The sequence below is a fragment of the Zhengella mangrovi genome (assembly GCF_002727065.1).
GTDB lineage: Bacteria > Pseudomonadota > Alphaproteobacteria > Rhizobiales > Rhizobiaceae > Zhengella > Zhengella mangrovi.
Window position 1 is genome coordinate 279,125 of sequence record NZ_PDVP01000001.1, and the last position, 24,134, is coordinate 303,258.

A 24,134-nucleotide genomic window follows, 5' to 3' on the forward strand; every position below is an offset into this window, starting at 1 on the left:
TGGAAAGCAGGCATTTTCCCTCACGCCATCCTGAAACGGAGCATCGGACGGGAGAGTGGCCGGGATGACGTATTCGGGACTTCGGCTGATCCGGGAGGCGCTGACGGGTCACAGGGGCTGGAAACCGGCCTGGCGCGATGCGGCGCCCCGGGCATCCTATGACTACGTGATCGTCGGCGGCGGCGGCCACGGTCTTGCCACGGCCCATTACCTCGCCAGGACCTATCGCAAGGCGCGGATCGCCGTCCTGGAAAAGGGCTGGATCGGGGGCGGCAATGTTGGCCGAAACACCACGATCATCCGCTCCAACTACCTGCTGCCGGGCAACGAGGCGTTCTACGAACTGTCGATGACCCTCTGGGAATCGCTGGAGCAGGAACTGAACTACAATGCCATGGTCAGCCAGCGCGGCATCATGAACCTCATCCACTCCGACGCCCAGCGCGATGCCTATCGCCGGCGCGGGAACGCGATGATCCTGCATGGCGCCGACGCGGAACTGCTGGACGCCGGCCAGGTGCGCCGCGAGGCGCCTTTTCTCGATTTCGGCAACGCCCGTTTTCCGATCAGGGGCGCACTGGTCCAGCGCCGGGCAGGGACCGCGCGCCATGATGCCGTCGCATGGGGCTATGCCCGTTCCGCCGACCGCCACGGCGTCGACATCATCCAGAATTGCGAGGTGACCGGGTTCGACATCGCCCATGGCCGCGTTCGGGCGGTGGAGACCACGCGCGGGCGTATCGGCGCGGGAACCGTGGGCGTGGCCGTCGCCGGGTCGTCCAGCCGCGTGATGGCGCTGGCCGGCCTGCGTCTGCCGATCGAGAGCCACGTCCTGCAGGCCTTTGTCACCGAGGGCCTCAAGCCGGTCCTGCCCGGCGTCATCACCTTCGGCGCCGGCCATTTTTACGTCAGCCAGTCTGACAAGGGCGGGCTGGTCTTCGGCGGCGATATCGACGGCTACAATTCCTATGCCCAGCGCGGCAACCTGCCGGTCGTCGAGGATGTCTGCGAAGGCGGCATGGCGGTGATGCCGATGATCGGCCGCGCCCGCCTTCTGCGCATGTGGGGCGGTGTCATGGACATGACGATGGACGGTTCGCCGATCATCGACCGCACGTCCGTGGACGGCCTCTTCTTCAACGGCGGCTGGTGCTACGGCGGCTTCAAGGCGACGCCGGCCTCCGGCCTGGCCTTCGCCCATCTGCTGGCCACCGGTGAACCGCACGCAACGGCCCGCGCCTTCCGTTTCGATCGCTTCTCGACCGGGCGGATGATCGACGAGAAGGGCGCCGGCGCCCAGCCCAACCTGCACTGACGGCGGAGGCCGCGATGATCATTCCCCACCCGCTGCTCGGCCCACGCGATGCCCGGGAATTCGTCTATCTCGGCGATGCAGCGCTGCTCGACCGGCCCGATGGCCTGGCGGCGGACGCCGACCGGCTGTTCCACGATTACCTATACCTGCGCGACAATCCGGCCGGCATCCACCGCGAACTCTGGTTCCACGAGCATGGCGACCGGTCCTGGCTGGTCGTCACCCGCGATACGGTGACCCACGCCATCCTGAAGGCGGAACTCGCCGGCGACGTGGCCCGCAAGAGGCGTGCAAATGGCTGAACCCAATCGCCTGGACGGTGGCCGGATCGATCGCGCATCGCCGCTGACCTTCTCGTTCGACGGAAAGACCTTTGCCGGCTACAGGGGAGACACGCTGGCATCCGCGCTGCTCGCCGCCAACGTCAAGCTCGTCGGCCGCAGCTTCAAGTACCATCGCCCGCGCGGCATCCTGACGGCAGGATCCGAAGAGCCGAATGCCCTCGTCGGACTGCACCGCGGCGCCCGGCACGATCCGAACGCACGCGCCACCACGGTCGAACTGCACGACGGCCTGGTCGCCGTCAGCCAGAACCGCTGGCCGTCGCTCGCCTTCGATGTGATGGCCGTCAACGATGTCCTGTCGCGTTTTCTGACCGCCGGTTTCTACTACAAGACCTTCATGTGGCCGAAGCGTTTCTGGGAGAAGTTCTACGAACCGGCGATCCGCAGCGCCGCCGGCCTCGGCGCCCTGTCCGGCGAACCGGACCCGGACCGCTACGACACGGGCTTCCTGCATTGCGATCTGCTGGTCGTCGGCGGCGGTCCGGCAGGGCTCGCGGCCGCCATGACCGCGGCCCGCTCCGGCGCGCGCGTCATCCTGGCCGACGAGGACTTCGTGCTTGGCGGCCGGCTCAATGCCGAAACGGTCACGCTGGATGGCGAACCGGCCGCCGTCTGGCTGCGGCGCGCGCTGGACGAGTTGCACGCCGCGCACAACGTTCGCCTGATGCCCCGTACCAGTGTTTTCGGCGCCTACGATCATGGCGTCTACGGAGCGCTGGAACGGGTCGCCGATCACCTGGCCGTTGCCCCGGCGCACCTGCCGCGCCAGGTCCTGTGGCGCATCCGGTCCCGCCGTGCGGTGCTTTGTGCCGGCGCCACCGAGCGCCCCATCGCCTTCGCCAACAACGACCGTCCGGGGATCATGCTGGCCGGTGCCATGCGCGCCTATGCCAATCGCTGGGCCGTCGCGGCGGACCGCACCGTGGCCGTCTTCACCAACAACGACGATGGCCATCGCACCGCCAGCGACCTTCTTGCCAGGGGCGTGTCGGTCGCTGCGGTCATCGACGCGCGGCCCGATGCGCACGCGCAGGGAAACTACGAATTGCACCGTGGCGCCATCGTGGAAAACACCCGTGGCCGCAAGGCGCTGACGTCGGTGGACGTGCGCCGCGCCGATGGCAGTCGGGTGACGGTTCCCTGCGGCGCGCTCGGCGTTTCGGGCGGCTGGAACCCCGCCGTCGCGCTGACCTGCCACCAGCGTGGCCGCCCGTCCTGGGACGCGTCGCTGGCCGCTTTCGTCCCTGGAGCGGATCTTCCGCCGGGCATGGCTGTCGCCGGTGCGGCGAATGGCAGCTTCTCCACCCATGCCGCCTTGCAGTCCGGTGCGGATGCTGCGTCGCATGCGCTGGCCGAACTCGGGTTCGAGGCGCCGGCCGCTGCCCTGCCGCTGGCAGAGGATGCGCCGGTCCGTATCCAGGCCTTCTGGCATGTTGCTTCCGGCAAGGGCCGGACCTGGCTGGATTTCCAGAATGACGTGACGGTCAAGGATGTGGGTCTGGCCGTGCAGGAGGGCTTCCGCTCCGTCGAGCACGTCAAGCGTTATACCACGCTTGGCATGGCGACCGACCAGGGCAAGCTCGCCAATACCGGCGCCATCGCGGCCCTGGCTGACTTGACCGGGCGCGGCATGGGCGAAACCGGCACCACCATGTTCCGCCCGCCCTGGACGCCCGTCCCCATTGCGGCTTTTGCCGGCCGGTCCAGAGGAAAGGATTTCCGCCCTGCCCGCCTGACGCCGAGCCACGACTGGGCGGCGGAACAGGGGGCGGTCTTCGTCGAGGCCGGGCTATGGCTGCGCGCACAGTATTTTCCGCGCCCGGGCGAAACCCACTGGCGCCAGACGGTCGACCGGGAAGTGCGTGCCGTGCGGCAGGCCGTGGGTGTCTGCGATGTCACGACGCTCGGCAAGGTCGACGTCCAGGGTTCTGATGCCGCCGCGTTCCTGAACATGATCTACTGCAACGGGTTCTCGAAGCTTCCCGTCAGCCGCGTCCGTTATGGCCTGATGCTGCGCGAGGACGGCATGGTCATGGACGACGGGACCGCGGCGCGGCTGGCGGACGATCATTTCGTCGTCACCACGACCACCGCCAATGCCGCCCTGGTTTACCGGCACATGGAATTCGTTCGCCAGTGCCTGCGGTCGGACCTCGATGTGCAACTCGTCTCCACGACCGAGGCCTGGGCCCAGTATGCCGTTGCCGGTCCGCACGCCCGGGCATTGCTGGCCGGGATCGTCGATCCGCCCTTCGACCTTGGCGATGACGCCTTCCCCTACATGGCCTGCGCGGAACTGACCGTCTGCGGCGGCGTGACCGCGCGCCTGTTCCGTATCTCCTTTTCCGGCGAACGTGCCTACGAGATCGCGGTGCCGGCATGCTATGGCGATTCGCTCATCCGCGTGCTGATGCAGGCCGGCGCCCCCCATGGCGTCACGCCCTATGGTACGGAAGCCCTGGGTGTGCTCCGCATCGAGAAGGGTCATCCGGCGGGCAACGAGTTGAACGGGCAGACATCGCCGGCTCACCTCAGCATGGCAAGGCTCGTTTCCACGAAGAAGGATTCCATCGGTGCGGTGCTGTCGCGCCGCGAAGGCCTATCGGAAGCGGACGGCCTCCGCCTCGTCGGCCTGGAGGCCATGGACGGCGAAACCGCGCTTCCCGCGGGCAGCCACCTGTTCGCGCCGGGCCGGCCGCATGATCCCGGTCATGACGAGGGCTGGATCACCTCGGCTGCCTATTCGCCGCATCTCGGCAGGTCCATCGCGCTCGCCTTTCTGGCGCGTGGCGACAGCCGGCTGGGCGAAACCATCGAGATCGCCAATCCGCTGCAAGGCCAGACGCTGCGCGCAACGGTGGTCCATCCTGTCTTCATCGATCCGGAAGGAACGCGTCTCCATGGTTGACCACCGCCTTGCGCCGCGGTCTGCACTCGCAGGCCAAACGAGTCCCCTCGCGGTCGCCGGCCGGGTGTTGTCGGAGGTCGCCGGCCTTGCCATGGTCTCGGTCGCTGCGCGAAGCGCCGAAGACGCGGCCGTGGCGGACCGTCTCGCCGTGCTGGCCGGCGCGCCGATGCCGGAACCCGGGCGCTGCATCGGCGACGCGTCACTGCGCATCCTTTGGACAGGTCCGGGGCAATGGCTGGCCATCGCCAGGGCTTCCGAGTGGCCAGGCCTCGCGGCCATGTTGCGCGACAGCACGGACGGAAAGGCATCCGTCGTGCCCCAGGACGATGGCTGGACCTGCATGGCGATGGAGGGCCATGATCTCGACACCGTCCTTGAAAGGCTGACGCCGCTGGATACGCGGGCCATGGAGGCCGGGCATGCCAGCCGGACGCCGATCCATCACGTCGGTGTTTTCCTGCTGTGCATCGAGCCGGGACGCTGCGCGCACATTCTGGCGCCCCGGTCCTATGCCCGGTCCGTCCATCATGCCCTGGCGGATGCGCTGCGTGCCAGCGCCGCCCTGGAAAGCATGGGCACATAGGCACCCGCCCGGCCCGGTTTCGCGTACGTCCGCCATGGACGAAGCGGGAGCGGGCGCTTACCGTGCAGGCAGGGCCGCACCGGGAGCGGTGCGGACCCATCGCCAACGGACACCGGATTCAAGCCGTGGACAACGCCAAAGCCTTCCTGACAACCCTGTTCGATGCGGCCGTGGCCGCTGCCGATCCTTCGCGGATCGTCCCTGCAAACCTGCCCGCCATGCCGAAGGGCCGCACGGTGGTCGTTGGCGCGGGCAAGGGGGCGGCCCAGCTTGCCGCCGCGCTGGAAGATGCCTGGCCGGGCGAGCTGTCCGGCGCGGTGGTCACCCGCTATGGCTATGCCGCGCCGTGCCGCAAGATCGATGTGCTGGAAGCCAGTCATCCGGTTCCCGACGCCGCCGGTCTCGATGCCGCGCGCCGCCTGATGGACGAGGTGAGCGGGCTGGGACCCGATGATCTCGTCATCGCGCTGGTCTGCGGCGGTGGATCGGCGCTCCTGCCGGCGCCGCCGGAGGGCTTCACGTTGGACGACGAGATCGCGCTCAACAGGGCGCTGCTGGAGTGCGGCGCCCCGATCACCGCCATGAACACCGTGCGCAAGCATTTTTCGCGCATCAAGGGCGGACGGCTCGCGGCTGCCGCTGCACCGGCCCGGGTCGTTTCGCTCGTTGTCTCCGATATCCCGGGGGACGACCCCGCGCAGGTCGCTTCGGGACCCACGGTTCCGGATGAAAGCGACCGCACGGCCGCTCTCAAGGTGATCGAGCGCTATGGCCTGGCGCTGCCGCCGCGCGTCAAGGATTTCATTGCCAGCGAGGCCTCGGCCTGTCCGGCCCCGGGCGATCCGGTATTCCGGGGCAACGAGGTTCGTGTCATCGCGTCGGCCGCCGTCTCGCTGGAAGCAGCCGCGGCGCGCGCCAACGAGCAGGGCTTCGAGGCGGTCATCCTGTCCGATGCCATCGAGGGCGAAGCGCGCGAGGCCGGCGGCTTCCACGCCGCCCTTTCCCGCGAGGTTGCCCTGCGCGACCGCCCGTTCGACAAGCCTGTTGTCATCCTGTCGGGTGGGGAAACCACGGTGACCCTGCGTGGCAAGGGGAAGGGCGGACGCAACAGCGAATTCCTGCTCGCTTTCGCCATGGCGATCGAAGGTGTCAGCGGCATTACCGCGTTGGCCGCCGATACCGATGGCATCGACGGATCGGAAGACAATGCCGGTGCCTTCTGCGATGGCGGATCGATGGCCCGCCTGCGCGACCTCGGCCTCGATCCGCAGGAGCGCCTCGACGACAACGATGCCTGGTCGGTGTTCGATGCCCTGGACGACCTGTTCGTTCCCGGACCGACGGGCACCAATGTCAATGACTTCCGCGCGATCCTCATCCGCTGAGCGGGCGTGCTCCGGCTTCAGGCGACGGACGTCGAGGCCCGGATCATCAGTGTCGGCTGCAGCGTGGTGATCGATGGCGCGGCTGAGGGGTCGGACAGGAGGCCGAGGATGTGGCTCGCCGCGATCCGTCCGAGGTCGTAACAATGCGGATCGACCGTGGTAATGGCCGGGATCGAGACCTCGGCGAGTTCGTAGGCACCGAATCCGCAGATGGCGATCTGCTCCGGAACGGCGATTCCGAGCCGCTGGCATTCCGTCACCGCGCCGAAGGCCGCCAGGTCGGAAACGCAGATCACCGCGTCCGTGTCCGGCCATCGTCTGACCAGGGCCGCCATCGCTTCCGCGCCTTCGCGCATGGAAACCGGCGGCGGTCCCGCTTCCACGAGCCGGTGCGCCCCCAGCCCCTGGGCAGCCATCGCGGCGAGGTAGCCACGGCGGCGGTCGAGACCCCGCGTGTCGCGGGTGGCGTCGCCGCCGAGGAACCCGATGCGCCGCCGCCCGGTTTCCACCAGGTGGCGCACCAGCATGGCGCCGGCTTCCGCGTTGGAAAAGCCGGCCACGGACCCGACCGGATCCGCCGGCGCGTCCCAGGTTTCGAGCACCGGGATGCCGGCATGAACAAGCAGCCGCCGGCATGCATCCGTATGGCGTCCGCCGGTCAGGACGATCGCTTCCGGGCGCCGGGTCAGCAATTGCCGCACCAGCCGCTCCTCCTGCTCCAGGTCGTAGTTGGTGTAGCCGAGCAACACCTGCAGCCGGCTGTCGCCGAGCCCGTCGGTGAGGCCGCGCACGGTATCGGCGAAATTGGCGTTGTTGATCGAGGGAATGGTGACGGCAACGAAACCGGTGCGCCGGGACGAAAGGCCGGCCGCCGTGCTGTCGAAGACGTAGCCCAGCCGCTCGGCGGCGGCGATGATGGCCTCGCGCGTTTCGGCATTGATCGGCGAGCCCGGGCGATAGGCCCGCGAGACCGTCATCGACGAGACGCCCGCCTCGCGGGCGACATCGGCCATCGTCGGCGATTTCCTTTCACCGCGCATGACGTGCTGCTCCCGGGCGCTCAGCCGGCCCCCCGCTTCGGCACGGCGGGATTGCCGAGGAACCGCCGGGCAAGCATGGCCACGGTCTCGGGCAACGGCGAGCCGATATCCACGGTGACGGCGTCCTCGTCGGCCCCTGGTACCTCGAGCGCGGCGAACTGGCTGTCGAGCAGCGATTCGGGCATGAAATGGCCTTCCCGGCTGCGCATCCTTTCGCCGATCAGGGCGCGGGACCCGGACAGGTGGACGAAGGTCGTGTCCTTGCCGGCGCGGGAACGGATCCGGTCGCGATAGGCCCGCTTCAGCGCGGAACAGCCGATGATGAGCGATCCCTCGCTGGCCGCCAGCGCGCCGCCGACTTGGTCGAGCCAGGGCCAGCGATCCGCGTCGTCCAGCGGAATCCCGCGCGTCATCTTGTCGATGTTGGCCGCCGGGTGCAGGGCGTCGCCGTCGATGAACCGGAAACCCGTCGCTTCCGCCAGTTTCTCGCCGACCGTGGTCTTGCCGCAGCCTGCTACACCCATGATCACGATCTTTTTCTTCATGGTGTGATCCGCCTTCCAGTCGTCGCAGCCCTACGCACGCCACTATATGTTATCGATAACATGGTCAATGCCGCCGCGCCGGGAAGGGCGGCCGCCCCTGCCGCAACGGTTTCCGTTTTTCCCGCGACGGTGATAAGGGATCATCATCGCAGGCGCGGCAGCCGGCCGCCAACCGGAAGACACGGAACCCCCTCATGACACAGACTGCAGACATCGGCCTGGTCGGCCTCGGAACCATGGGCGCCGCGCTCGCCCTGAACATCGCCGATCACGGCTACCGGATCGCGGTCTTCAACCGGACGGCCGCGCGGACAACCGAATTCGTGGCAGCGGCCGGCCCGCTGGGCGAACGGATCTTCCCGTCCACGGACCTCGGCGCCTTCGTCCGGTCGCTGGCCCGTCCGCGCAAGATCATCCTCATGGTGCCCGCCGGCCAGCCGGTCGACGACCAGATCGCGGCGCTGGAGCCGCACCTGGAGCCCGGCGACATCGTCATCGATTGCGGCAATGCCAATTTCGCCGACACCAACCGCCGGGCGGCCGAGGCGGAGCAAAAGCCCTGGCGGTTCTTCGGCGTCGGCGTCTCCGGCGGCGAGGAAGGCGCGCGCCACGGACCGTCGATGATGGCCGGGGGCGATCCCTCGATCTGGGAGGAGACCCGCGGGATCTTCACCGCCATTGCCGCCCGCCACACCGATGGCACGCCCTGCGCGGCCTGGATGGGCGAGGGCGGCGCCGGCCATTTCGTGAAGATGGTTCACAACGGCATCGAATACGCCGACATGCAGATGATTGCCGAGATCTACGGTCTCCTGCGCGACGGGCACGGCTGGGACGCCGGCCGCATCGGCGAACTCTTCGCGCAGTGGAACGAGGGTCAGTTGAAATCCTACCTCGTCGAGATCACGGCGGCGGTCGCGCGCACCGCCGATCCGCGCACCGGCGAGCCGCTTCTCGACCGGATCGTCGACCAGGCCGGCCAGAAGGGAACCGGCCGCTGGACCGTCATCGAGGCCCAGCATCTCGGCACGCCCGTCCCGGTGATCGAGGCCGCGGTGGCCGCGCGCAACATGTCGGCCCGCATGGCCCTGCGCGAGGCCGGCGAAGCCCGCTTCGGCCGCGCGGCCCGGGCCATCGGCGGCGATGCAGATCCGGCCCGCCTCGAGCGTGCGCTGATCGCCGGCAAGATCCTGTGCTACGCGCAGGGCTTCGCCATGCTGCGCCGGGCGGCAGCCGACTACGGCTGGGCCCTGCCCATGGCGGAGATCGCGCGGGTCTGGCGCGCAGGCTGCATCATCCGCTCCGCCATGCTCGACGACATGGCGGCGGCGCTCGAGAGCGATCCCGAGAACCTTGTCTTCGCCGACCGCTTTGCCGGCTTGCTGTCGGAAACCGTCGCCGACCTGCGCGCCATCGTCGGCGCTGCCATCGCCAACGGCCACCCCGTGCCCAGCCTTTACGCCGGGCTCGGCTGGTTTGACCAGTTGCGCCAGCGCCGCTCCACCGCCAATCTCATCCAGGGCCAGCGCGACTATTTCGGCCGCCATGGCTTCCAGTTGTTCGGCGAGGACGGCGAGCAGCACGGACCCTGGGCGGACTGACAGCACGATGATGATGTTGCTCCGGCTTGCGGGAGGCCAGCGTGATCGACAAGCTTGAGCTGTTCATGATCCTTGCCCGGGAGCGGCATTTTGGACGCGCTGCCGCGGCCTGCAACATTTCGCAGCCGACGCTCTCCTCCGCCATCAAGCAGCTCGAGGGACAGCTCGGGGTTCCCCTGGTCAATCGCGGCGCCCGCTACGAGGGCCTGACCCCGGAGGGCGAGCGGGTGCTCGACTGGGCCCGCCGGATCGTCGGCGATTGCCGCGCCATGACCGAGGAGATGAAGGCCGCCCGCAACGGCATTTCGGGCCGCATCCGCCTGGCGGTCATCCCCACGGCGCTGGCGGCCCTGCCGGAATGGACGACGGGCTTCAGCCGCCAGCATCCGGCGGTCGGCTTCTCCGTCCTGTCGCGGACCTCGGCCGAGATCCTGCACATGATCGCGCACCTCGAGGCCGACATCGGCATCACCTACCTGGAGAACGAACCGCTTGGCGATGTCACCGCGATCCCGCTCTACGAGGAGCGCTATTGCTTCGTCACGGCCGACCCCGACCTCTTTCCCGGGCGGGACAGCGTCACCTGGGCGGAAGCCGGCGCCATGCCGCTGTGCCTGCTGACCCCGGACATGCAGAACCGCCGCATCGTCAACCGCTACCTCGAAATGGCGGGCGTGGAAGCTCGCGCGGTGCTGGAGACCGATTCCGTCATCGCGATGATCTCCCACATCGCGGCCGGCCCCTGGTCGGGCATCCTGCCCGAACGGCTCATCGCCATGGTCCCGTCCCGCGATGCGATCCGCTCGATTCCGCTGATCGGCCCCGACGGCGTGCAGATCGTCGGCGTCGTCGCGCCGCGGCAGGAATTGCGCCCGCCGGCCATTGCGGCATTCCTGCGCCATGTCGGCCTGCGCCAACGGGACGCCTGATCCCGCATTCGCCAGCGCGTCACACGCCGGTTTGCCGGCGCAAGATTGCGGGTTGGATCGACATTCCCTGATGTTATCATATCCCTGTAGCATTTCTCGCGCATGGGAGGAGCGACCGCGCTTCGCGTGGAGACTTGCTCACACAAAGGGAGACGTTTCATGAAAAGAGTTGTACTGGGCGCGCTGGCGGCCGCCACCATGTTGTTGTCGCCGGCCACGGCCATGGCCGAGACCGAAATCCAGTTCTGGCACGCTTTCACCGGACGCCTCGGCGATCTGGTTGCCGCGCAGGTGGAAGATTTCAACAAGAGCCAGGATGAGTACAAGGTGGTTGCCACGCACAAGGGCAATTATTCCGAGACGCTCAATGCCGGCATCGCCGCTTTCCGTGCCGGCGAACAGCCGCATATCCTGATGGTCTTCGAGGTCGGGACCGCGACGATGATGGCCGCCAAGGGTGCCGTCAAGCCGGTCTACGAAGTGATGGACGAAGCCGGTGTTCCCTTCGATCCCGATGCCTACATCGGTTCGGTGAAAGGCTATTACACCAGCGCCGACGGCAAGATGCTGTCGCTGCCATTCAATTCCTCCACCCCGGTTCTCTGGGTCAACAAGGATGCGCTGAAGGCCGCCGGCATCGACCCCGAGGTCGATCTGTCGACGTGGCAGAAGGTCGGCGACGTGCTCGACAAGCTCAAGGCGTCCGGGTCCAAGTGCCCGATGACCACCGCCTGGCAGAGCTGGATCCACCTGGAAAACCTGTCCGCCTATCACAACGTGCCGTTTGCCACGAAGGACAACGGTTTCGGCGGTCTCGACACCGAACTCGCCTTCAACGGCCCGGTCCAGGTCAAGCACATCCAGACCATGGGTGAATGGGCGAAGGACGGCAAGTTCATCTATGCCGGCCGCCGCAACGAGGGCGGCGCCAATTTCCGCGCCGGCGAATGTGCCCTCTTCACGGAGAGCTCGGCCGGTTATGCCGGCATCAAGTCGGAGGCCAAGTTCGACTTCGCCGTCCGTCCGCTGCCCTACTGGGAAGGCGTCGAAGGCGCGCCTCAGAACACCATCATCGGTGGTGCCTCGCTCTGGGTCCTGTCGGGCCACAAGGCGGAAGACTACAAGGGTGTCGCTGAATTCCTGAACTACCTGTCCTCGACCGACGTCCAGGCCAAGTGGCACCAGGATACCGGCTACCTGCCGATCACCAAGGCGGCCGGCGAGAAGACCCGCGCCGACGGGTTCTACAAGGAAAATCCGGGCACCGATGTTGCGGTCATCCAGATGACCGCCAAGGAGCCGACGGCCAATTCCAAGGGCCTGCGCCTGGGTTCCTTCGACCAGATCCGCGGCATCATCGACGAGGAACTGGAAGGCGTCTGGTCCGGCAACAAGTCGGCCGAGGATGCGCTGAACACGGCCGTCGAGCGCGGCAACCAGCTGCTGCGCCGCTTCGAGCAGGCCAACAAGTAAGCTTGCACTGCAAGTGCACCGGCGGCCTCGGGCCGCCGGTGCGTCTTCTTGGCAAGGCGAGGGGTAGGCATGGAAAAACGGGTAACCTTCAAGGGCTGGCTCCTGCCGCTGGCTCTGGTCTTTCCGCAGGCCTTCATTTCCGCGGTCTTCTTCTTCTATCCCGCGGGCCAGGCCGTCTGGCAGTCGATGTTCATTCCCGACCCCTTCGGCCTGTCGTCGCAATTCGTCGGCCTTGGGAATTTCGAATACCTGTTTTCCGATCCCTATTACCGCTCGTCCTTTGTCACCACCGCCGTCTTTTCAACGCTGGTGACCGTGGTTTCCATGGTGCCTGCCCTGTTCCTGGCCGTTCTGGCGGACCGGCTCGTCAAGGGCGCGGGAACCTACCGCACGCTGCTCATCTGGCCCTATGCCGTCGCCCCGGCGGTCGCCGGCGTGCTGTGGATGTTCATGTTCAATACCCGGGTCGGTGTCGTGTCCTGGTACCTCGGCCAGCTGGGTTACACCTGGAACCACGTGCTCGACCCGAACGAGGCCATGGGCCTCGTGGTCGTGGCCTCGGCATGGGGCCGCATCAGCTACAATTTCCTGTTCTTCTACGCCGCGCTGCAGGCGGTACCGCGTTCGCTCATCGAGGCGGCGGCCATTGACGGCGCGCGCTTCTGGCGCCGCTTCTTCACCATCGTCCTGCCGATGCTGTCGCCGACCACCTTCTTCCTGCTCGTGGTCAACATCGTCTACGCGTTTTTCGAAACCTTCGGCGTCATTCACACCATCACGTCCGGCGGCCCGCAGCAGGCCACCACCATTCTTGTCTACAAGGTCTACGCCGATGGCTTCGTCGGCCAGGACCTCGGCTCCTCGGCGGCCCAGTCGGTCGTCCTGCTGGTCGTCGTCGGCGCCCTGACCGTCATCCAGTTCCGTTTCATCGAGCGCAGGGTGCACTACTGACATGGCCGACCAACCGATGAACGATGCCGGCGGCATGGTGGAGAAGCGCGGACGCTCACTCTGGCTCACCCATGCCATGATGATCCTCGGCGTGCTGGTGATCTTCTTCCCGATCTGGCTGGCCTTCGTCGCCTCCACGGTGACCCAGCCCGACATCGTGTCGCCGCCCATGCCTGTGCTCCCCGGCAGCCACTTCTTCGAGAACTACAGCCGCGCGCTGCTGGCGGGCGTGAACGTGCCGGTGGCGACGATGATGCTCAATTCGCTGGTCATGGCGGTCGGCATCGCCATCGGCAAGATCATCATCTCGCTGCTGTCGGCCTTTGCCATCGTCTATTTCCGCTTCCCCTTCCGGGGGGCCTTTTTCTGGATGATCTTCATCACGCTGATGTTGCCGGTGGAGGTGCGCATCGTGCCGACCTACGAGGTGATCGCCGGGTTTGGCATGCTCAATTCCTATTCCGGCCTCATCTTCCCGCTGATCGCCTCGGCGACGGCCACGTTCCTGTTCCGCCAGTTCTTCCTCACCATTCCCGACGAACTGGCCGAGGCGGCGCGTGTCGATGGCGCGCGCCCGATGCGCTTCTTCGTCGACATCGTCGTGCCGATGAGCCGCACCAACATCGCCGCGCTCTTCGTCATCCTCTTCATCTACGGCTGGAACCAGTATCTCTGGCCGCTGCTCATCACCACCGATCCCTCGATGAACACCATCGTCATGGGCATCCGGCAGATGTTCCCTTCGGGCGACGACATTGCCGACTGGCCGGTCATCATGGCGACGTCGATCCTCGCGATGATCCCGCCGGTCATCGTCGTGGTGTCGATGCAGAAACTGTTCATTCGCGGCCTTGTCGAAAGCGAGAAGTGACGATGGCGACCGTCAGCCTGAAAAACGTGAAGAAGCGCTTCGGATCCACCGAGGTCATCCATGGCGTCAGCGCCGATATTGCCGACGGCGAATTCATCGTCATCGTCGGCCCGTCCGGCTGCGGCAAGTCCACGCTGCTGCGCATGGTGGCCGGCCTGGAGACGGTGAGCGAGGGCGTGGTCGAGATCGACGGTGCACGGGTCAACGAGAAGGAACCCATGGACCGCGACATTGCCATGGTGTTCCAGAACTACGCGCTCTACCCCCACATGAGCGTGCGCCAGAACATGGCCTACAGCCTGAAGATCGCCGGCTTGGCGAAATCCGAAATCGACCGCAAGGTGGGCGAGGCCGCACGCCTTCTGCAGCTCGAGCCCTATCTGGACCGCAAGCCGAAGCAATTGTCCGGCGGCCAGCGCCAGCGCGTGGCCATGGGCCGCGCCATCGTGCGCGAACCCTCCGTCTTCCTGTTCGACGAACCGCTGTCGAACCTCGATGCCAAGCTTCGCGTGCAGATGCGCCTGGAGATCCGCCAACTGCAGGCCAAGCTCGGCGTGACGGCCCTCTACGTGACCCACGACCAGGTCGAGGCCATGACCATGGCCGACCGCATGATCGTCATGAATGAAGGCCGTGCCGAACAGATCGGCACGCCGCTGGAGGTCTATGAAAAGCCGGCGACGCTGTTTGCCGCGCAGTTCATCGGCAGCCCGGCCATGAACGTCGTGTCCGGCACGCTGGAAGGCGGGCAGGCCGTCCTGCCCGGCGGTGCCAGGATCGCCTGCTGCACCGCCCACGAGGGACCGGCCGCCATTGGCATCAGGCCGGAAGACACCCATGCCGACGCCGATGGCGCGCTGGAGATGGCGGTCGATATCGCCGAGCCGCTGGGCGCCACCACGCTTCTGCATGGCACGCTCTACGGCACGGAAGTCGCCTTTACGGCCAGCCTGCCCGGCGTTCACCGGATGGAGGCCGGAACCGTATTGCGCCTGGCCGTCGCGCCGGCGGCCATCCACCTGTTCGATCCGGAAACCGGCCGCCGGATCGGCTGACGCATCCGGGCGGAAAAGGAAAAAAGCCGCGGCTCCGGAAGGAACCGCGGCTTTATCGTCTTGCCCTGTGAAGGCCCGTCAGGTGCGCAGCACCCGGTAGATCGCCGGGATGACCAGCACCGTCAGCAGCGTCGACGACGCGAGGCCGAACAGCAGCGAGATCGCCAGGCCCTGGAAGATCGGGTCGGTCAGGATAACCGCCGCGCCGATCATCGCCGCCAGCGCGGTCAGCAGGATCGGCTTGAAGCGGATCGCGCCGGCCTCGATCAGGATCTCCGTCAGGCCGCGCTCGCGCATCGGTGTCCCGGCCGGCACGTCGTGCTCGTCCTCTTCGGCGGCGACGATGGCCATCTCCGTCACCGGAACGTCCTCGTCGCCAGTTACCGGCACCAGGCGCGGCGCGTGGCGGATGAAGTCCACCAGCAGGATCGAGTTGCGCACGATGATGCCGGCGAGCGCGATGAAGCCGATCATCGATGTGGCCGAGAACGGCGCGCCGAACAGCCAGTGGCCGCCGAGAATGCCGATGAAGGTCAGCGGGATCGGCGTCAGGATCACCAGCGGCACCTTGAACGAGCCGAACTGGCCGACGACCAGGATGTAGATGCCGAGCATGGCCACGATGAAGGCCGCGCCCATGTCACGGAAGGTCACCCAGGTCACTTCCCACTCGCCATCCCACAGCAGCACCGGCTTGCTCTCGTCTTCCGGCTGGCCATGCAGCGAGATGACGGGCTTTTCCAGGCCGGTCCAGTCCTGCGCGTCGATGGCCTGCTGCACGGCGAGCATGCCATAGAGCGGGGCTTCGTAATCCCCGGCCATCTCGGCCGTCACCATTTCCGCGAAACGGCCATTGTGACGGAAGATCGGGAAGGAGGTCTTTTCCTCCTCGACCTTGATGACGTCGCCCAGTTCCACGACGCCGCGCGAGCCCGGCAGCACGTTGGCCGGAATCGGCGTGGTCAGGAAGGTCTCGTCCATCACCCGGTCGCCCTTCGGCCGCTCGACCCGGATCGGGATCGGCTGGCGGCCTTCGCCCTTGTGCGAATAGCCGACCGTGGTTCCCGAGTTGAGGATCGAGAGCGTCTGCAGCACGTCGCTGTCCTGGACCTTGAAGAAGTCGAGATCGTCGGTCGAGATCGCCGTGCGCAGGCGGCGGGCCTGCTGGCCATAGGAATTGTCCACGTCGACGATGTAGGGCACCGACTTGAACGCGTCCTCCACCTTGGCCGCCACCGCGCGCCGCGTCGGCGCATCCGGGCCGTAGATCTCGGCCAGCAGCGTCGCCATGACCGGCGGCCCCGGCGGCGGCTCGACCACCTTCAGGCTGGAACCTTCCGGAACGGCGATCTTCGCGATCCGCGCACGGATGTCGAGCGCGATCTCGTGGCTCGACCGCTCGCGTTCGCCCTTGTTGGTCAGGTTGATCGCGACGTCGCCCATCTGCGGCTCGGCCCTCAGGTAATAGTGACGCACCAGGCCGTTGAAGTTGAACGGCTCGGCGGTGCCGGAATGGGTCTGCACGGACTTGACCTCCGGCAGGTCCAGCACGGTGCGCGCCACGGCCTGGGCCACCGCGTCGGTCTTCTCGACCGCCGTGCCTTCCGGCAGGTCGATGACAACCGACAGCTCCGACTTGTTGTCGAAGGGCAGCAGCTTCACCGTCACGTCCTTGGTGTAGAACAGCATCAGCGAGCCGATCGTCAGGGCGCCGACGAGCAACAGGAACAGCCAGCTCGTCGCCTTGTTCGCCAGGATCGGCCGGGCCACGGCAGAATACATCGCGCCAAGCGCTCCGCCATGGCTGCCATGGCCGTCGCCATGCCCGTGCACTGGTGCCTTGCCGGCGAACTTCAGCATCAGCCAGGGTGTCACCATCACCGCGACGAAGAACGAGAAGATCATCGCCGCCGAGGCGTTCGCCGGGATCGGCGACATGTAGGGACCCATCATGCCCGAGACGAAGAGCATCGGCAGCAGCGCCGCCACGACGGTCAGCGTGGCGATGATGGTCGGGTTGCCGACCTCCGCCACTGCCTCGATGGCGGCCTGCTTGCGGTCGCGCCCGTCCTTCATCCCCCAGTGGCGGGCGATGTTCTCGATGACGACGATGGCATCGTCCACCAGGATGCCGATGGAGAAGATCAGCGCGAACAGCGACACGCGGTTGAGCGTGTATCCCATCAGCCGCGAGGCAAACAGCGTCAGCAGGATCGTCACCGGGATGACGATGGCCACGACCGCCGCTTCACGTCGGCCGATCGCCAGCCAGACGAGCAGGATGATCGACACCGTGGCAAGGCCCAGGTGGTAGAGCAGCTCGTTGGCCTTCTCGTTGGCCGTCTCGCCGTAGTCGCGGGTCACCTGCACCGTCATGTCTTCCGGGATGAGCATGCCTTCCAGGCTCTCCACCCGGTGCAGGATCGCTTCGGCGACGGTAACGGCATTCGAGCCGGCCCGCTTGGCGACGGCCAGCGTGATCGACGGCACCCGCGTCACGCCGTCCTCACCCTTGGAAACGGTCGAGACCATCATGTCCGCGGTGTCGGTGGCGAAGGAGACGTCGGCGACGTCGCGCACGTAGACCGGACGGTCGTCGCGCGTCGTCAGCAGCAGGTTGCCGATCTCGTTGGGAGACCGCAGCGTCTCGCCGGCGACGACCGTGATCTGCTCGCCCTTGTTGCGCACGTTGCCGACCGGGAAGGACGTGTTGGCGCCCTGCACCTTGCCGGCAAGCTGCTGCAGCGTCACGCCGTAGAGGGCCAGCCGCTTCGGATCCGGCGCGATGCGGATCTGCTCGCCGGTCTCGCCGACCAGGTAGGTCAGGCCGACATTGTCGATCTTGGCCACTTCCGTGCGCAGTTCACGCGCCACGCGGGTCAGGTCGTTGGCGTTGATGCGCCCCGCAGCTTCCGGCTTCGGCGACAGCGTCAGCGACACGATCGCCACGTCGTCGATGCCGCGGCCGACGATCATCGGCTCGGGGATACCGACCGGGATGCGGTCCAGGTTGGCGCGCACCTTGTCGTGCACGCGCAGGATGGCGGCGTCCGAGGACGTGCCCGTAAGGAAGCGCGCGGTGACCATCACCTTGTCGTCGGCGGTCTGCGAATAGACGTGCTCGACCCCGTCGATGCCCTTGACGATGGTTTCCAGCGGTTCGGAGATCAGCTTGACCGCGTCCGGCGCCTTCAGCCCGTGCGCAGCGACCATGATGTCGACCATCGGCACGGAGATCTGCGGCTCCTCCTCGCGCGGCAGGGTGACCAGCGCGATGAGGCCGAAGGCGAAGGCGGCAATGAGGAACAGCGGCGTCAGCGGCGAGACGATGAAGGTCTTCGTCAGGCCGCCGGCAATGCCGAGCGGAGTCTTGTGGGTGCTCATGGGGTCACCACCGTGTCACCGGCCTCCAGGCCGGTCAGGATCTCGACATAGGGTTTGCCGTCCTGGTCGATGGTCTCGCCGGTGACGACCGTGCGCTCCACCGTTTTCCCGTCTTCCATGACGGGGACGAATTCCAGCCCGGACCGGATGATCAGTGCCTCCTGCGGCACGATCAGCGCCTCGCGGGTGCCGACCGGCACCTGCACCAGGATGCGGGCGTCGACGAATTCCGTCGACAGGTCTTCCACTTCCACGTCGGCCACTACGCGGCCGTTGGTGATCTGCGGGTAGATCTTGACCAGCGTGCCGGACTTCTTGCCCGACGGCGTGACGATCTGGATCTGCGCGCCGGACTTCAGCGAGCGCGCGTGGCGCTCGGGAATGGCGAGACGCAGGAAGAAGCCGCCGCCGCCGATGGTCGCAGCCGGTTCGCCGGCCATGATGACGGCACCCTTGGTCACCGGAACGGTCAGGACGCGGCCATCGGCCGGGGCGAGCACTTCGCCTTCTGCGCCCTGCTGTTCCAGCACCTTGCGCTGCGCCTCGGTGGCGGCAATCTGGTTGCGCGCCACGTCGGCCGCGGTCTGCAGCTGGTCCAGCCGCTGTTTTGTGATCACGCCCTTGGCGACCAGCGCCTCGGCGCGCTTCAGTTCCGATTCCGCCGTGTCGAGCTGCGAGGCGAGGGCGCGCAATTGCGCGTCCTGCGCCGCGATCTGGAAGTCCAGCTTGTCGTCACGGACCGTGGCGATCTTCTGGCCGGCCTTGACGAGGTCGCCCTCGGTGACCAGCAGTTCGACCACCACGCCACCGATGCGCGCACGCGCCGGAACCGTGTCGCGTGCCTCGACCCGCCCGTAGACGGCTTTCAGTTCGGGAACCGGAACCGGCTCGGCCTTGTACTCGGCCGCCATGACCGTTGTCGTGGCCAGCAGCCCCGGAATCAGGAGGAGTGCACGCATGGGGTCTTTCCTTGTGTCGTTGAAGTGGCCTGGCCTTCAGAAGGCGCAGCCGGGCTTGATGCCGAGCTTCTTGAAGATCATGGCGGCCGGGCAGAAGCCCGTAAAGGCGGATTGCAGCATGTTGACGCCGATGAACACCGTGAACCAGATGAACAGGGGCGAAACATAAGCCGTCAGGACGACGGAGAGAAGGATCATGACGCCGGCAAAGGCGAGGACGCTGCGGTCGAGGGACATGGGGATCTCCTGGATGGATTAATATCTACATGTGTTCATATATAGAGATAAAACCGGTATTGCAATGCGTCATCCGCATGAAAGCGATGCGTTTTCGCAAAGGCTGAAGAAATCCGGGCGGGAGTGGGCCGACGCGTGCCGGTTCAGACGGCCTGTGGCGTCGGGAACCGTGGCGGGGTGAGGCTGGCCTGGAACCAGCTGACCAGGTTGTAGACGGAGAAGACCGGCAGCCCGGTCGCGGCCCGGATATCGGCCGCATAGGGCACCATGTTGGTGCATTCCAGCACGATGGCGCCGAGGTCGTCGTGGCGCGCGGCCAGCGCGAGGGCGGCTTCCACGTTGTCGGCGCGGGCCGCATCGACGTCCAGGGTCATCTCGTTGTTCAGGATCGCGCGGGTGAACTCGCGCCCGCCTTCCGTCGTCCCGAGGGGCGTATCGGCCGGTACCCGCGCCTTTTCCAGGTGCAGCGGCGTCAGCGTCGAGGCTGAAATCGTCAGGATGCCGGCACGCTTGCCCGCCGGCAGGAGGCGGTTGACCATCTCCACCTGCATCAGCGAGGACGTCGCCACGGGGACGCCGGTTGCCTCGGCCAGTTCGTCCTGGAACAGCGAGAGAAAGCCGCAGTTCGTGGTAATGCCGTCGGCGCCATCGGCCACCAGGTCGCGCGCCGCCCGGATGAAAGCGTCGAGCGTGCCCGTGGCGCCACGCCGCACGACAAGGTCCGGCGTCGCGTCGCGCACCACCCGGTAGTGCACGGGAAACGGCCAGGTCAGCGCATTGCCCATGTCGCCGGGAATGCGCGGGAAGCGCGCGTCCAGCATCAGGATGCCGACAGAGGCGCCGTAGATCGACTTGCCGCCTGTGACCCGTGTCATGATGGACCTCCGGCTTCGACGCGGCGCTCGAAGATCTCTTCCGGCCCGCTGACATAGATGCTCGAATAGCCTTCCTTCACCGCCGCGACGATCTGGTCCATGCGCTTGACGATGTGGCGGCGGATCAGCGCTTCGGCGGCATCGGCATCGCGCGCCTCAAGCGCATGCATGATCTGCTTGTGCTCGCCCTTGGTGTTGAGCACGCGGCTGCTCATGTCGATCCAGCGGATGAAGCGGATGCGCTCGTTGACCGAGGCGAGTTGCCGGGCGATCTCGGCATTGCCGGCGAGCTGCGCGATGCCCATGTGGAACGCCTCGTCGAATTCCACCACCTCGCCGATGGTCTTGCCGACATAGGCCAGGCCGTTGGCAAAGAGCGCGTCCTTCAGCGCTGCGATGTCCTCGTCGCTGCCGCGCTGGCAAGCCAGCCGCACGGCGGCGGATTCCAGCACTTCGCGCATCTCGTAGAGTTCGAAGACCCGCTGCGGGTCGAGTTCACGGCAGAAGAAACCCTTCCCGGGCTGGAAGTCGATGAGCTGTTCGGCGACCAGCCGGTTCAGCGCTTCGCGCAGCGGCGTGCGGCTGGCGTCGAGATCCCGGGCGAGCTGCACCTCGTTGATCCGCTCACCGGGCCGGATGCCGAAATTGACCGCCATTTCCTTGAGCCGCTGGTATAGCGCCTCCACCCGGCCTTCGCTCATGGTCCGCCTGACCTCCATCCTGAACGCCTTCTTGACACAAGCCGTCCGGCTTCGCAAGATACAGTCCTGTATACAGTTATGTGCGCAGGAAGAGGAAGGATCGCCAGATGCACCACGGATCGAATGCAATGACAGGCGCCGAGGCCATGGTGCGCATGTTGCAGGCCCATGGCGTCCGTCATGTCTTCGGCCTGTGCGGCGACACCTCCCTGCCGTTCTACGATGCCATGGCGACGCTCGATCACGGCATGACCCATATCCTCACCCGGGACGAACGCCACGCGGCCTACATGGCCGATGCCTATGCCCGCGTCACCGGCATGCCCGGCGTCTGCGAAGGCCCGTCCGGCGGCGGTGCGACCTACATCCTGCCCGGTGTTGTCGAGGCCAACGAGAGTTCGGTTCCCGTGCTGGCCATCACTACCGATGTCTCCACCGCCTCGCGCGGACGCTATCCGCTGACCGAACTGGACCAGGTGGCGCTGTTCCGCCCGCTGACCAAGTGGAACGCGTCGCTGGACGATTCCGCCCGTCTTCCGGCGCTCGTGCGCGCGGCCTTCCGGGCCATGACGACAGGACGCCCCGGAGCGGCCCATCTGGCGCTTCCCTTCGACACCCAGAAGGGCGCGGTCGATCCGGCCGAGATCTGGGCCGACCCGCATCATGCCCGTTTCCCCGCCTTGCCGGCCGCCCCGGAACCGGCTGCCATCGAGGAGGCGGCGGACCGCCTCTGCGGTGCGCGCAAGGCCGTGGCGGTCTGCGGTGGCGGGCCGGTGATCGCCGGCGCCTTCGATGCCATCCAGCGCCTGGCGGACCTGCTCGACCTGCCGGTCGCCACCTCGGTTTCCGGACAGGGGGTCATCGCCGAGACGGACCCCCATGCTGTCGGCGTGGTCGGCTCCAATGGCGGTGTTCCGGCCACGCGCGCCGTCATCGACGAGGCCGATCTCGTCCTCTTCATCGGTTGCCGCGCCGGGTCGGTGACGACCGAGCGCTGGCGCTCGCCGAAACCGGGCGTCGCCATCATCCACATCGACAGCGACCCGGAGGTCATCGGCGCCAATTACCAGCCGGATGTCGCCATCGCCGCCGATGCGCGCCTGGCGCTGGTGGCGCTCGTGCGGGCAGTGGAGGCGCGGACCGCCCGCAACGGCCAGGATGGGACGGCCAGGGCCGCCGGTGCCTGGAAAGCCAAGCTCGCGGCGTTCCAGCCGCTGGCCGAAAGCGCCGGGACGCCCGTCCGCCCCGAACGCGTCATTGCCACGCTGCAGCGCCTGCTTGACGACGACGCCACCATTGTCGCTGATCCGGGCACGCCATGCCCCTATTTCTCCGCCCACTACCGCTGGCCGAAGGCCGGGCGCCATTTCATCACCAACCGGGCGCACGGCGCCCTCGGCTATGCCCTTGCGGCGGCCATGGGCGCCCATGTCGGCCGGCCGTCGGCGAAGACGGTGGCGGTCATGGGCGATGGTTCCTTCGGCTTCTGCTGCGGCGAGTTCGAAACCATCTGCCGTTACCGCATGCCGATCACGTCGATCGTCTTCTCCAACGCCGTTTTCGGCTGGATCAAGGCCGGGCAGAAATCCGGCTTCGGCGGACGCTATCACAACGTCGATTTCTCGCGCACCGACCACGCCGCCGTCGCAAGTGCCTTCGGCGTGAAATCCTGGCGGGTCGAGAACCCGGAAGACCTCGAGGGCATGCTGAAGCAGGCGCTGGCCCATGACGGACCGACGCTGGTGGACGTGATTGCCCAGCCGCTTCAGGATGCCGCCGCGCCGGTGTCGGAATGGGTGGCCTGACCATGGCCGGAAATCTCGACCAGGCGATCACCGGTTTCGACGTGTGGCACTGCGCCCTGCCGGTCACGAGCCGCCGCGACCACGGCATCGGCTCGGTCGGTGGCAGCGTCGAGGTCGTCATCCTGCGCCTGACCGCCGAGGACGGCACGCAAGGCTTCGGCGAGGCCTCGCCCTGGGTCGTCTTCACCGGCTCGCCCGAGGCGAGCTTTGCTGCGCTCGCCCGCTACATGCGCCCGCATGTCCTCGGCCGGCGCGTGACGGACATGGAAGCGATCCACGCCGAGGCCAGCCGCGCCGTCGTCCATTGCACCGAGGCCAAGGCCGCGCTCGACAGCGCCCTGCACGACCTGGCCGGCAAGCTCTCGGGCCGCCGCGTCTGCGACATGCTCGGATGCGCCGACCCGGCGCCCATCCCGCTCTCCTGTTCCATCGCCAATCCCGATTTCGAGGCCGACAAGGTTCTGCTCGAACGCCTTGCGGCCGATGGCGTCGGCATCGTCAAGCTGAAGACCGGCTTTGCCGGCCATGCCTTCGACCTGATGCGCCTCGACCATATCCGCGCCCGCCATCCCTCGATGCGCATCCGCGTCGACTACAACCAGGGCCTGACCCGCGAGGAGGCCCTGGCGCAGGTGCCGGTGGTAGCCGGCTTCGCGCCCGATTTCATCGAGCAGCCCGTCGCCGCCGGCGACTGGCGGACCATGGCCGACCTGCGTGTGAGCCTCGACGTGCCGCTGCTCGCCGACGAGAGTGTCTTCGGACCGGAAGACATGCAACGCGCCGTGGACGGGGGCATCTGTGACGGCGTTTCCGTTAAGATCATGAAGACCGGTGGCCTGAGGCGCGCCCAGGCCGTCGCCCGCATCGCCGCCGATGCCGGCCTTGCGGCCTACGGCGGCGACATGTTCGAGACCGGGCTTGCCCATCTCGCCGGCGCCCACATGATCGCGGCGACGCCGCAGATCACGCTCGGCTGCGAATTCTACCAGGCCCGCTACTTCCTGGCCGAGGACCTGCTGCAGGCGCCGTTTCCGCTGGAGAACGGCCATGTCGTCCTGCCGCCGGGGCCGGGTCTCGGCATCGACCCGGATATGGACCGGCTGCGGCGCTGGACGGTAACCGGGACAGAACATCGATAAATTATTGACAAATTATGATCGTGTGTCACGATCA

20 protein-coding genes are annotated in these 24,134 nt (G+C 67.0%); 13 read left to right on the forward strand and 7 right to left on the reverse strand.

The window, feature by feature from the left end; genetic code table 11:
• The first annotated feature begins 64 nt into the window (after window positions 1-64).
• From CSC94_RS01360 to CSC94_RS01380, 5 genes are all read left to right on the forward strand, one after another.
• Entirely contained in the window at window positions 65-1,315 is a 1,251-nt protein-coding gene (locus CSC94_RS01360) for a sarcosine oxidase subunit beta family protein (protein WP_099302974.1), read from the forward strand.
• A 14-nt stretch (window positions 1,316-1,329) separates the two neighbouring features.
• Window positions 1,330-1,617, forward strand: coding sequence for a sarcosine oxidase subunit delta (locus CSC94_RS01365; RefSeq protein WP_099302976.1), 288 nt, complete (start codon window positions 1,330-1,332; stop codon window positions 1,615-1,617).
• Complete coding sequence (locus CSC94_RS01370) at window positions 1,610-4,567, forward strand: sarcosine oxidase subunit alpha family protein (protein ID WP_099302978.1); 2,958 nt, start codon at window positions 1,610-1,612, stop codon at window positions 4,565-4,567. Before CSC94_RS01365 ends, CSC94_RS01370 begins: the two co-directional genes overlap by 8 nt.
• The gene (locus CSC94_RS01375; RefSeq protein WP_099302980.1) at window positions 4,560-5,150 is read left to right on the forward strand and encodes a sarcosine oxidase subunit gamma; all 591 of its coding nucleotides are present in this window, start codon (window positions 4,560-4,562) and stop codon (window positions 5,148-5,150) included. Before CSC94_RS01370 ends, CSC94_RS01375 begins: the two co-directional genes overlap by 8 nt.
• Window positions 5,151-5,266: 116 nt before the next feature.
• A complete protein-coding gene (locus CSC94_RS01380; RefSeq protein WP_099303929.1) occupies window positions 5,267-6,535 on the forward strand; it encodes a glycerate kinase type-2 family protein in 1,269 nt (422 codons plus the stop codon).
• 17 nt (window positions 6,536-6,552) lie between these two features.
• On the opposite strand, the gene CSC94_RS01385 is transcribed toward CSC94_RS01380, so the two are convergent.
• Window positions 6,553-7,548, reverse strand: coding sequence for a LacI family DNA-binding transcriptional regulator (locus CSC94_RS01385; RefSeq protein ID WP_245408222.1), 996 nt, complete (start codon window positions 7,546-7,548; stop codon window positions 6,553-6,555).
• A gap of 47 nt (window positions 7,549-7,595) precedes the next feature.
• Window positions 7,596-8,120, reverse strand: a complete 525-nt coding sequence (locus tag CSC94_RS01390; protein ID WP_099302984.1) for a gluconokinase — start codon at window positions 8,118-8,120, stop codon at window positions 7,596-7,598.
• A gap of 194 nt (window positions 8,121-8,314) precedes the next feature.
• Between CSC94_RS01390 and gndA the strand changes: the two genes are divergently transcribed.
• From gndA to ugpC, 6 genes are all read left to right on the forward strand, one after another.
• A complete protein-coding gene (gene gndA, locus CSC94_RS01395) occupies window positions 8,315-9,721 on the forward strand; it encodes an NADP-dependent phosphogluconate dehydrogenase (protein WP_099302986.1) in 1,407 nt (468 codons plus the stop codon).
• 41 nt (window positions 9,722-9,762) lie between these two features.
• A complete protein-coding gene (locus CSC94_RS01400; protein WP_099303931.1) occupies window positions 9,763-10,650 on the forward strand; it encodes a LysR family transcriptional regulator in 888 nt (295 codons plus the stop codon).
• 159 nt (window positions 10,651-10,809) lie between these two features.
• Window positions 10,810-12,123 (forward strand): sn-glycerol-3-phosphate ABC transporter substrate-binding protein UgpB, encoded by a 1,314-nt coding sequence (gene ugpB / locus CSC94_RS01405; protein WP_099302988.1) that lies wholly within the window; start codon window positions 10,810-10,812, stop codon window positions 12,121-12,123.
• A 69-nt stretch (window positions 12,124-12,192) separates the two neighbouring features.
• Window positions 12,193-13,074 (forward strand): sn-glycerol-3-phosphate ABC transporter permease UgpA, encoded by an 882-nt coding sequence (gene ugpA / locus CSC94_RS01410; protein WP_099302990.1) that lies wholly within the window; start codon window positions 12,193-12,195, stop codon window positions 13,072-13,074.
• A gap of 34 nt (window positions 13,075-13,108) precedes the next feature.
• Window positions 13,109-13,945, forward strand: coding sequence for a sn-glycerol-3-phosphate ABC transporter permease UgpE (ugpE, locus tag CSC94_RS01415; RefSeq protein ID WP_099303933.1), 837 nt, complete (start codon window positions 13,109-13,111; stop codon window positions 13,943-13,945).
• Window positions 13,946-13,947: 2 nt separating this feature from the next.
• Entirely contained in the window at window positions 13,948-15,000 is a 1,053-nt protein-coding gene (ugpC, locus tag CSC94_RS01420; RefSeq protein ID WP_099302992.1) for a sn-glycerol-3-phosphate ABC transporter ATP-binding protein UgpC, read from the forward strand.
• 78 nt (window positions 15,001-15,078) lie between these two features.
• Here ugpC and CSC94_RS01425 read toward each other — a convergent pair whose 3' ends face one another.
• From CSC94_RS01425 to CSC94_RS01445, 5 genes are all read right to left on the reverse strand, one after another.
• Entirely contained in the window at window positions 15,079-18,384 is a 3,306-nt protein-coding gene (locus CSC94_RS01425; RefSeq protein ID WP_099302994.1) for an efflux RND transporter permease subunit, read from the reverse strand.
• Entirely contained in the window at window positions 18,381-19,343 is a 963-nt protein-coding gene (locus tag CSC94_RS01430; protein ID WP_099302996.1) for an efflux RND transporter periplasmic adaptor subunit, read from the reverse strand. The genes CSC94_RS01425 and CSC94_RS01430 overlap by 4 nt, the downstream gene beginning before the upstream one ends.
• A gap of 36 nt (window positions 19,344-19,379) precedes the next feature.
• Window positions 19,380-19,580: a YgaP family membrane protein gene (locus CSC94_RS01435; protein WP_099302998.1), complete on the reverse strand. Its 201-nt coding sequence runs from the start codon at window positions 19,578-19,580 to the stop codon at window positions 19,380-19,382.
• Between the two features lie 143 nt (window positions 19,581-19,723).
• Window positions 19,724-20,455 (reverse strand): aspartate/glutamate racemase family protein, encoded by a 732-nt coding sequence (locus tag CSC94_RS01440; protein ID WP_099303000.1) that lies wholly within the window; start codon window positions 20,453-20,455, stop codon window positions 19,724-19,726.
• Window positions 20,452-21,156: a GntR family transcriptional regulator gene (locus CSC94_RS01445; RefSeq protein WP_099303935.1), complete on the reverse strand. Its 705-nt coding sequence runs from the start codon at window positions 21,154-21,156 to the stop codon at window positions 20,452-20,454. Before CSC94_RS01445 ends, CSC94_RS01440 begins: the two co-directional genes overlap by 4 nt.
• 128 nt (window positions 21,157-21,284) lie before the next feature.
• Here CSC94_RS01445 and CSC94_RS01450 point away from each other — a divergent pair, with 128 nt between their 5' ends.
• Window positions 21,285-22,961 (forward strand): thiamine pyrophosphate-binding protein, encoded by a 1,677-nt coding sequence (locus CSC94_RS01450; RefSeq protein WP_205853205.1) that lies wholly within the window; start codon window positions 21,285-21,287, stop codon window positions 22,959-22,961.
• The gene (locus tag CSC94_RS01455) at window positions 22,949-24,100 is read left to right on the forward strand and encodes an enolase C-terminal domain-like protein (RefSeq protein ID WP_205853206.1); all 1,152 of its coding nucleotides are present in this window, start codon (window positions 22,949-22,951) and stop codon (window positions 24,098-24,100) included. Before CSC94_RS01450 ends, CSC94_RS01455 begins: the two co-directional genes overlap by 13 nt.
• Window positions 24,101-24,134 lie beyond the last annotated feature (34 nt).

Coding starts and splice junctions, on each gene's coding strand:
- CSC94_RS01430 (WP_099302996.1), bottom strand. CDS start 19,343: ATGCGTGCACTCCTCCTGATTCCGGGGCTGCTGGCCACGACAACGGTC.
- CSC94_RS01425 (WP_099302994.1), bottom strand. CDS start 18,384: ATGAGCACCCACAAGACTCCGCTCGGCATTGCCGGCGGCCTGACGAAG.
- CSC94_RS01440 (WP_099303000.1), bottom strand. CDS start 20,455: ATGACACGGGTCACAGGCGGCAAGTCGATCTACGGCGCCTCTGTCGGC.
- CSC94_RS01455 (WP_205853206.1), top strand. CDS start 22,949: ATGGGTGGCCTGACCATGGCCGGAAATCTCGACCAGGCGATCACCGGT.
- CSC94_RS01435 (WP_099302998.1), bottom strand. CDS start 19,580: ATGTCCCTCGACCGCAGCGTCCTCGCCTTTGCCGGCGTCATGATCCTT.
- CSC94_RS01375 (WP_099302980.1), top strand. CDS start 4,560: ATGGTTGACCACCGCCTTGCGCCGCGGTCTGCACTCGCAGGCCAAACG.
- CSC94_RS01360 (WP_099302974.1), top strand. CDS start 65: ATGACGTATTCGGGACTTCGGCTGATCCGGGAGGCGCTGACGGGTCAC.
- CSC94_RS01445 (WP_099303935.1), bottom strand. CDS start 21,156: ATGAGCGAAGGCCGGGTGGAGGCGCTATACCAGCGGCTCAAGGAAATG.
- CSC94_RS01390 (WP_099302984.1), bottom strand. CDS start 8,120: ATGAAGAAAAAGATCGTGATCATGGGTGTAGCAGGCTGCGGCAAGACC.
- ugpA (WP_099302990.1), top strand. CDS start 12,193: ATGGAAAAACGGGTAACCTTCAAGGGCTGGCTCCTGCCGCTGGCTCTG.
- ugpE (WP_099303933.1), top strand. CDS start 13,109: ATGGTGGAGAAGCGCGGACGCTCACTCTGGCTCACCCATGCCATGATG.
- ugpB (WP_099302988.1), top strand. CDS start 10,810: ATGAAAAGAGTTGTACTGGGCGCGCTGGCGGCCGCCACCATGTTGTTG.
- gndA (WP_099302986.1), top strand. CDS start 8,315: ATGACACAGACTGCAGACATCGGCCTGGTCGGCCTCGGAACCATGGGC.
- CSC94_RS01365 (WP_099302976.1), top strand. CDS start 1,330: ATGATCATTCCCCACCCGCTGCTCGGCCCACGCGATGCCCGGGAATTC.
- ugpC (WP_099302992.1), top strand. CDS start 13,948: ATGGCGACCGTCAGCCTGAAAAACGTGAAGAAGCGCTTCGGATCCACC.
- CSC94_RS01385 (WP_245408222.1), bottom strand. CDS start 7,548: ATGGCCGATGTCGCCCGCGAGGCGGGCGTCTCGTCGATGACGGTCTCG.
- CSC94_RS01450 (WP_205853205.1), top strand. CDS start 21,285: ATGACAGGCGCCGAGGCCATGGTGCGCATGTTGCAGGCCCATGGCGTC.
- CSC94_RS01370 (WP_099302978.1), top strand. CDS start 1,610: ATGGCTGAACCCAATCGCCTGGACGGTGGCCGGATCGATCGCGCATCG.